Genomic DNA, 8,576 nt, shown 5'->3' on the forward strand with positions numbered 1-8,576 from the left:
CCACCGTCAGCGGGCCGTCGTGCTTCGGAGCGGCGAAAGCGGCCGCGGGCATGTCGGCGTCGGCCGGAGCGACCGCGGCGGCCGGGACGGCCGAGCTGAGAGCCGCAGCCGTCGTGACGGCGGCGATGAGGGTCTTGCGCACTGCGTCTCCTTCGTCGAACGCCCGAAGGGCTCGGGCACCGTGAACGGACTTTAGGGGCATTCCGCAGTGTTCGATCTTCCGCGCATGGGGTGTCGTCAGAGTCCACCCGAGGGGCGGAGCGCGAGCGGTGCACGACGTGGGTCGTCGCCGGGCTGCAGAGTCACTTCGCGCTGTCGCCTCGCTTGGGCGTGGTCATGGGGCGGTCAGGGCACGTGCGGTGAGTCCGATGCCGACGGCGAGGATGAGCGCGGAGGTCAGCACGGGGCCGAGCCGGGACAGCAGGCGGAAGGCTCTCGTTGCCCTTGGCCGACTGCGTTGCGCCGAAAGGGAGAGGCGGTCGCGGACCCGGACCAGGAGGAGGCCGGCGGCGGTGAGGGTGGCGGCCATTCCCGCGCCGTACCCGAGGACGAGGAGGATTCCGAAGGGCGTGCGGCCCAGGGCGACTGCGCCGAGGAGGACGACGAGTGCGGAGGGGCTGGGAACGAGGCCGCCGGCGATGCCGAGCCCGACGAGTGTCCGCCTGGTCGTTGGGAGGGGAGCGGTGGGTGCGGGGTCGGGCGCGTGCTGTGGGGAGCCTTCGGGGGCTTTGGTGAGCACGGTGACTGCGCCGGCGGGTTCGGTGTGGGCGGCTTTCGGCGGGGGTGCGTTCCGGCGGCGGGGCAGCAGTCCCGCTGCCTGCGGGCGCGTGGGGCGGTGGCCGTCGGGGTGATGCTGTGGGCCGTGGTGGTGGACGTGGTGATGGTGGTGTCCGTGTGCATCGCCATGGTGGTGATGGTGATGGTGGTGGCCGTGATGATGGTGGTGCCCTTGCAGCGCGCCGCGTAGCAGCGTGAGGCCGATCGCGGTCACGAGGAGTCCGCTGGCGAGGCCCAACCATCCGAGGACGCTTTCGCCGGTCAGATGGGTGGCCAGGGGCAGAATCAGGCCGAGGGCGAGTACGCCTGCGGTGTGGGTGAGGGTGACGGTGGCTCCGACGGTCACCGCATCGCGGGCGCGGCCGCGACGGCCGGCCAGGTAGGCCGCCATGATGGTCTTGCCGTGGCCGGGCAGTGCGGCGTGCGAGGCGCCGAGCACCATGGCGAGCAGGAGGGCGAGCAGCCCGACGGGAACGGTGAGTTCACGGCTGCCCACCAGGTGGTGAAAGGCTCCCTGGATTTCCCCGACTGCGGTGGTGAGGAACCCGGCGCCCGGCACGTCGGGGAGGGCCAAGGGTGCACCGGCGGCGCTTCCGTTGCCCGGTTCGGTACGGAACGCGGCGCGTCGCTGGTCGAGCGGCTCGGACAGGAGATCGTCGGGGTAGTCCCGCAGTGCGTCGGTGGGCGAGCTGCTCGGCGGCGGTGAGCCGTGGAGACTGACGCCGTGCCCACGGGCCGTCATCTCGCGCCAGCCCAGACGTTCGCTGTCGTGACGGTCCTCGACGCGGATGTCGGCGGGTGCGGCGAGGTCGGTGGGTGCGGTCAGCCGGCACTCCAGGCGGCTGGTCCGGAGCCCGGCTTCGCCCGGCAGATGGCGGAAGGTGCTGCTGCGGACCTGCCAGCTCAGGGGTTCGCCGGCGACCGTGACGGACAGGTCCCTTGCGCGGGCGGTGCAGCGGGCGCGGGCGTAGTCGGCACGTTCGGCCCGGTCCACGTGGCCGTTCGCGTCGGTGTCGACGCGTGCCCGCTCCTGGGCTGCCGCGATCTCTGCGCTGTCCACGACGAGGAGGTCGTCGATCCGGTCCTGGTGCAGCTGGAGCCCGTGGTGATGGTTCACGGTGAAGTTGCCCAGCGGATGTGCCTGGACGGGGGTTGCCAGGGCGGTGAGCGCGGCGCCGGCCGCCAGGGTGGCGGCGAGCGCTCGGCGGGCTCGCCGACCGGGTGAGGGGCGCAGGCGCGGGGTGGGGCGTGGGCTCATGTGACGGGGCCGTTCTGGGAGAGCGCCGCTCGCGCCGCGGGCGCGTGCAGGGGGTGGAAGCGGGGGTCGATGTCCAGCGCCGCATCGAGGTCGCGCCGCGCGGCGGCCTCGTCCCCGAGCGCGGAGTGGATCATGCCGCGGTGGAAGTGGTGGAGCGGGTCGAGGGTTCCCAAGTGCAGGGCTCGGTCCGCGAAGGCCAGGGCCTCCTCGTCGCGCCCGGCGCGGTGCAGTGCCCACGCGTAGGCGTCCTGCGACGCGAGGAACGGCTGCTCCTTCACTGCCGTCCGGCCGAGCCGGACCGCCCGTCCGGGGTCGCCGTGATCGGCTTCGAAGAGGACCGCTTCCGCGTCGGCGGCGACCTTCGCCTCATCGAGCAGCCGCAGCTGGTCCCGGTAGAGGTCGTACTGGGCCTCGGCGCGCCGGTGGTGCCCGAGGGACTCGTGGAGTTCGCCGATCGCCAGCAGGTGCGCGGGCCGCGGAACGCGCGCCGCGGCGGCGGTGTAGTCGCGCAGAGCCTTGCGTGTGTCACCGCGCGCAAGATGCGCCCGGGCCCGGGCTTCGAGAAGTGCGGGCTCCCGTGGCGCTGCCCGTAGACCGGCGCGGATCACTCGGTGGGCTTCCTCGGGGTCCTGACGCAGGGTGAGGAGCGCCAGGTGGTAGCGGGCGAAGACCGCGTCTGCGGGACTTCCCGCCGCTTCCAGAGCGCGTCGCATCAGCTCCGCCGCCAGGTCTGCGTCACCGCGCAGCTCCCAGGCGTAGGAGGCTCGGGCCAGAGAGGGAGTGGCGGGGAGGAGGTCGACCATCTTCTGCGTGGCGTCGAAGGACTGTTCGTAGTGGCCGAGTTGCAGATGGGCGTCTGCCAGTACGCCGTAGGAGGCGGCGTGGTGCGGGTTGATCCGCACGGCGGTGCGGGCATGGGCGAGGGCTGCGGCGAATTCGTGGCGTCCGGCGGCGAGCGCTCCCCTGCCGAGCTGGGCGAGGTGGTTGTCCCGCGGGTGAAGCGACATCGACCGGGCGAGCGCCTTGTCGGCCTTCGGGTAGTAGCGCGGATCCGCCGTGCGCTGGGCGTGTTCGGTGTAGGCGATGCCGAGCTGCGCCCAGGCGTCGTAGTCCTCGGGCAGACGCCGCAGCCGGGACTGCAGCGCTGCGATACGGCTTTCAGCTCTCTCATCCGACCGCTCGGTGCCGGTTCCGCCCGCAGGCGGGCCGGAGGCGGGGAGGAGGAGAGCCCCCGCGGCGAACAAGGCCGTGCCCATGAGGAGAAGCACGGAGGCGATCGTCAGGAGGCGGGCCGCCCGGCGCGGGACGACGAGGTGACGGAATCTCAACAGCTGGATGCTTTCTGCGGGGTGGCCGGTTCGCTGAACCGACCACTGGGAGAGGTGGGGGCGAGCGGTATGCCGCTCGCCCCCACCGTGAGACGCGAAGCCGTTCTCAGTCCTTCTTGCTGCGTCCTCGCACCAGGCGGAAGCCGCCGGTGCCCAGGAGCGCCAGGCCGAGACCGGCCAGGCCGGCCGACGCCGCGTTCAGCGGGTCGAGCAGGGAGTCCGAGCCGTTGGGCTGCCCGGCCTGCGATGCCGAACCGCCGCCACCGCCCGGAGCGTCACCCGGGCCGGTGAACGGCAGGGCGAGGTAGGGGAAGCTGTCGCCGAAGGGCACGTCGTTGGTGTCCACCAGGTCGCCGTCGGCAAGCTCGGGCACCAGCTCGCCGGTCTGGGCGGCACCCTCGACGGCCTGGAGGGAGATGTCCAGGACGTCGTCGGCCAGGCGGCGACCGTTGGGGAATCCGGCCAGGTCACCGGCCAGCACCCCGAGCCGGTTCGGCTCGGCGGTCGGCGGCACGGCCATGTTGAGCCGCAGCTCCTCGGCGGGCACGATCTTCTTCCGCTTCGCGTCCGCGTTGAGGCGGTGCGAGTTCAGGTCGGCGTCGATCGGCCCGCATGCGCGGCAGATGCCGGTCAGGTAGATCTCGAACAGGTCCCGCCGGGGCGGCTCCGGCGCGGGGATGCCGTAGATCTGCTCGATCAGCTTCGGCAGGATCGGGTCCAGGACCTTGTCCACCACCGGCTGCACCGTGCGGTCCTGGTGCGGGGAGAGGGTGTTGAAGGCGTCCTTGAACTTCAGCGGGACGACCACCTCGTTGACCAGAGGGTTGCCGAGCCGGGAGACCTGCCGCCAGCCGTCGTGGTCCTTGGCCCGCTCCTCGGTCACCCCGGCGCCGCGGCGGTCCGTCGTCGACCACACGCCGACGACGGGGTTGCGCCCGACGTCCTGGCGCAGCGCCAGCTTCTCCTTGGGGATCTGCAGCGCGACGCTGTTGACGTTGTATCCGGCCAGGGTGTCGCTGCCGCGCTCGCTGAGGTCTCCGCCGTAGAGGAGGTCGAAGACCCGCAGGTCGGCGAAGAACGGGTCCTCCGCCTGCCCGGCGAACGACGTGACGCCGCCGCCGACCGAACGCACCGCCTCATCGCGCAGCGCCCCGTAGTCGGGCATCGAAGCCGGGCCGACGTTCGACGGCGCCACCGGGACGTTCTCCGCCAGGGTGCGCGTGCGCCCGCGGGCGTCGGTGACCGTGAGACAGTACGTCTGACGCACGTTCAGGTCCGGGTCGTTCAGCGACGTGACCGGCCCCGTGTTGTACAGGAACTGGTTCTCCGCATCCCGGATCTTCGTGCGGAACTTCCAGGTGTAGGTCAGGTCCGGACGGCCGTCCCCGGTGTTGTCGATCTTGATGTTGTACCGGGCGGCGTCCTCGTCCGCGAAGCTGTAGAAGTTCGGCCCGCCGTCCGGCTCCTCGAACGGGATCCAGTTGGCGATCAGGGTGACCGTGTCGGGACGGTCGGGGCTGGTGAAGGCGTAGACGTCGGTGTTGTCGGCCCGAGGGTCACCGGCGATCAGGGGCGCTTCCCGGTGGCTGGAGGCGGAACTCACCCCGGGGGCCAGGGTGGTGACGCCCACGGCACCGACGAGCGCTGCCGCACCGAGGCTCAGCAGGGCACGGTCGAGTCTGCGGCGCGTCACGCGCGGACGGAAACGTGATGGGATCAAAGCGGGGCCTCTCACTGTCGTCGCCGGCCGACCAACGTGTGAGGGGCCATCGGGCAGCAGACGAGGCTGTACGTACGAAGCACACCCAAGCAGCCCGAACCCCCCGAAATCGCCAACCCCCGGCCGGTGTGATTCCGGCGTGCCGCACCCACTTCCGGCAGGTCGGCAGATGAGGCCGCTCCGCCCCCGGTTCCGCACCGGAACAGCTCACCCGACCGGAGCAGCCCACAGTTCCGTCGAGCGGGTGACGGGCGGCGCCGCCGGTGCGGGTGTGCGAACCCGTGGCCTGCCCGCGCAACTCTCTCAGCCAGGCACGCCAGCGGGATTATGGTGAGTTCTGAGACGTGGGAGGAGGTGTGCACACGATGATGCGTGCGGTATGGAAAGGCGTGGTCCTGGCCGAGACGCCGCAAACCGTGCGGATCGAGGGCGTGCACTACTTCCCGCCGGAGTCGCTGAAGCGGGAGTACCTCCAGGAGAGCTCCACGAAGTCGCTGTGCCCCTGGAAGGGCTTGGCTCGCTACTACACGATCGTCGTCGACGGACAGCACAACCCCGACGCCGCGTGGCGCTACCCGCACCCCAGCCCGCTCGCGCGGCGGATCAAGGGGCACGTGGCGTTCTGGAACGGCGTCGTGGTCGAAGGTCACAGAGAGCAGACGAGCGGCCCAGGACTCCGTGACCGGTTGTCGGCCCGGTTCGGGGGTACGGGGCATGCCCGGCCCGGATCTGTCCCGGAGCGGCTGCCGGTGTGGCGCATGGGCGTAATCGGGGGACTGGTGGGCATCTCCTGCTGTGTCGGTCCCACGCTCCTTGCCCTGCTGGGCATCGTGAGCGCCACGACCGCCTTCGCCTGGGCCACCACACTCTATGACGACTACGCCTGGTGGTTCCGCCTCGCTGGCCTCGCCGTTCTCACAGTCCTGGCCTGGGTCGCCCTGCGGCGCCGCAATCAGTGCACCGTGGCCGGACTACGGCGTGGGCGCCGACGGCTGCTCGCGGCCCTGGCCGTTGCCGCCGCGACCTACGGCGCCCTGTATTGGATCACCACATGGCTCGGCACCCTCGCATAGCCCGCGTGCTGTGAGCCGCAGGCGCACAGCCGGTGCGCCGGCCTGTAGCCGACCGCGCGGGGGATCGGCGTTCCTACCGGCGGGCGCGGTGTTCGGCTTCACGCCGGATGTCGGCGAGCGTCGCGGTGACGGTCGCATCCCAGCTCCTCGCGACCAGGGAGCCCCATCGCGCGCCGATCGGCCCGCCGTCGGTGCACAGCTCGCCCCGGTACTCCAGGCGCGTGCCACCCGTGCGTTCGGTGAGGTCGAAGGTCTCGGTGACGTGGGGGACCGGGCCGCGCAGGAGCCGGAAGGCGACGCGGTGGGGACGTTCGAAGCGCACGGTCTCCACCGTCGTGGTGGTCAGCCGGCCACCGGCCACCGGCGTGTAGTGCGCGGCGAGCACCATGTCTTCCCCCCTCTCCAGCACCCGCACCTTCTCCCGCATGGCGCGGGTGGTGCGGCCGAGGTAGGGCTGTGCGATCACCTCGAAGACCGTCTCCCGCGATGCGGCGATCTCCACGGTCTGAGGGCCGAGTGCCCGCATCCGGCGGCCCCAGCCGGTGTCCACGGTCACCGCGCCGGTGACCACCCCTGCGTATCCTGCCGCCACACCCGCGGCCGCCGCGCCCAGTACCGTCGCCCGCCGCAACCACGCCATCGTCGACCTGCCTCCCTCACCGGATCGCTTTCACCTACCTGGTGAACGCTACGTCCTCTTCCTCCGCCTTGGTTTCCCGGTCTGACCCCGCCCGGGGTCAGGTGGTGGCGAGGCAGTCGCGGAGGCGGAAGAGTCCGTCGCGGATGCGGCTTTTGACGGTGCCCAGGGCGAGGCCGAGTTTCTGTGCGACTTCGGGGTAGGTGTGGGCCTGGTAGTAGGCCATGGTGATCGACTCTCGCTGACGCGGGGTGAGGGCGTCCAGGCAGTGCCGGATGGCGGCTTGTTCTTCGCGGAGTGCGACTTTTTCGGCGACTTGGTCGTAGGGGATTGGGTGGTCCCGGAGGCCGGCAAGTTTGTCCCGGTGGGTTGCCGCTTGGGCGGAGCGGACCCGGTCCACCGCGCGGCGGTGTGTCATGGTCAGGATCCACGTCAGTGCGCTGCCGCGGTGGGGGTCGAAGCGGGGTGCGGTGCGCCAGAGCTGGACAAGGACGTCCTGGCAGACCTCTTCGGCATGGGCGGTGTCGCGCAGCACCTTGTGGGCGAGGCCGAGAATCCGGCCCGCGACGGCGTGGTAGAGAGCGTCGAACGCCTCTGTCTCGCCTCGACCCACGCGGGTGAGTAGCGCGTCGAGGCTCTCCCCGTCCGGCCGGGCCGATGTCGCCGAATTCTTGTTCGCCCGCACCCGCGGCTCCTTCTGAAGTTTTCACGCTCGCGCCGGCCCGGGCCGATTGAGTTCTGGCTGCGGGCCTCCCGGGTGAGCCTGCCACACCCCTCTCGCCCTGCCGGTGCCACCCGCCTGTCGTGCCGTTGAGACGGGGCCGGGAGGTTCAGGTGGCCGTATTGGTGAGGCGGGCGGTGACGACGAGGTTGTCCTGGTAGGTGCGTGTGTCTGGGTCCCAGCCGGTGCAGGTGATCAGCGTCAGCCGTGGGCGCGTGGTGGGCCGGTAGACGCGTGCGGGGAAGTCGTCGCGGGGATGCACCTGCATGCCGGAGACGGTGAAGGAGGCGGTCGAGCCGTCGCGGCGGTTCACGTCGATGCGGTCGCCGCGCTTCAGCGAGGAGAGCCGATAGAAGGCGGCGGGACCGTCGGTGTCGTCGACGTGCGCGACGACCAGGGCGTTGCCGCGCTCCCCGGGGGTGACCGAGCCGGTGTACCAGCCTGCGTCGTCGGCGTCCTTCGGGAGGGCGATGGAACCGTCGCCGGCGAGGCCGACCGCTTCGATGCGGGCGGCCAGACCGACCCGGTCGGCGGTGACCCGCACGGGAACCGAACGCGGCAGGCCCGCGGAGGACGGGGCGGGCTCGGCAGCGGTCTCCGGCTGATCGGGTGCCGTTGCGGCGGCGGGTGGTGCGGGTGGCGGGGTAGTTGCGGTGTCGGTGAGGCCGAGGGTGAGGAGTGCGCTGCCGGTGAGGGTGCAGGCGGTGGCCGCCGCGGTCAATAGACCGCGGCGGCCGGTGCGCCAGGTGAACGGCATAGGGCCTGTGCCGTTCAGTTCTGGCGGGTGGTGCGGCGGCGCAGCCAGTAGGCGCTGGCGCCGGCGAGGAGGAGGGCCCCGCCGGTGGTCGCTGCAGCGGCCGTGGTGGCTGTGTCGCTGCTCTGGGTGCCGCCCTGGCCGCCGGAGATGCCGCCGTGCGGGGACTTCTTCAGCGTGCCGCACAGCGCGGGGAAGGTGGCCTCGGCCGGGAGCTTCGGGTCCAGGAGGCTCTTGCCGAGGTTGAAGTCGTACTTGCCGTTGCCGTTGTAGTCGATGCCGTGCACCACCACGACGGCGGTGCCGGC

At 71.6% G+C, this 8,576-nt stretch carries 7 protein-coding genes and 1 pseudogene; 1 reads left to right on the forward strand and 7 read right to left on the reverse strand.

Annotation, left to right across the window (positions count from 1 at the left end; genetic code table 11):
* Positions 1-334: 334 nt before the first annotated feature.
* From K304_RS0120225 to K304_RS0120235, 3 genes are all read right to left on the reverse strand, one after another.
* Entirely contained in the window at positions 335-2,035 is a 1,701-nt protein-coding gene (locus tag K304_RS0120225) for a nickel/cobalt transporter (protein WP_486591752.1), read from the reverse strand.
* Entirely contained in the window at positions 2,032-3,363 is a 1,332-nt protein-coding gene (locus K304_RS0120230; protein ID WP_486591753.1) for a tetratricopeptide repeat protein, read from the reverse strand. Before K304_RS0120230 ends, K304_RS0120225 begins: the two co-directional genes overlap by 4 nt.
* Before the next feature lie 106 nt (positions 3,364-3,469).
* On the reverse strand, positions 3,470-5,083 hold the full coding sequence (locus K304_RS0120235) for a DUF4331 domain-containing protein (RefSeq protein ID WP_106965639.1): 1,614 nt from the start codon (positions 5,081-5,083) through the stop codon (positions 3,470-3,472).
* Positions 5,084-5,448: 365 nt separating this feature from the next.
* Between K304_RS0120235 and K304_RS33725 the strand changes: the two genes are divergently transcribed.
* Positions 5,449-6,156: a DUF427 domain-containing protein gene (locus K304_RS33725; protein ID WP_199779651.1), complete on the forward strand. Its 708-nt coding sequence runs from the start codon at positions 5,449-5,451 to the stop codon at positions 6,154-6,156.
* 73 nt (positions 6,157-6,229) lie between these two features.
* On the opposite strand, the gene K304_RS0120250 is transcribed toward K304_RS33725, so the two are convergent.
* From K304_RS0120250 to K304_RS0120265, 4 genes and pseudogenes are all read right to left on the reverse strand, one after another.
* On the reverse strand, positions 6,230-6,796 hold the full coding sequence (locus K304_RS0120250) for an SRPBCC family protein (protein ID WP_486591754.1): 567 nt from the start codon (positions 6,794-6,796) through the stop codon (positions 6,230-6,232).
* Between the two features lie 97 nt (positions 6,797-6,893).
* Entirely contained in the window at positions 6,894-7,478 is a 585-nt protein-coding gene (gene sigK, locus K304_RS0120255) for an ECF RNA polymerase sigma factor SigK (RefSeq protein WP_027765221.1), read from the reverse strand.
* A 145-nt stretch (positions 7,479-7,623) separates the two neighbouring features.
* The gene (locus K304_RS30230) at positions 7,624-8,271 is read right to left on the reverse strand and encodes a sortase domain-containing protein (protein WP_051308659.1); all 648 of its coding nucleotides are present in this window, start codon (positions 8,269-8,271) and stop codon (positions 7,624-7,626) included.
* Positions 8,272-8,285: 14 nt separating this feature from the next.
* A pseudogene (locus tag K304_RS0120265) lies at positions 8,286-8,576 on the reverse strand (hypothetical protein); the annotation flags it as partial.

The sequence above is a fragment of the Streptomyces sp. CNS606 genome, from assembly GCF_000426325.1.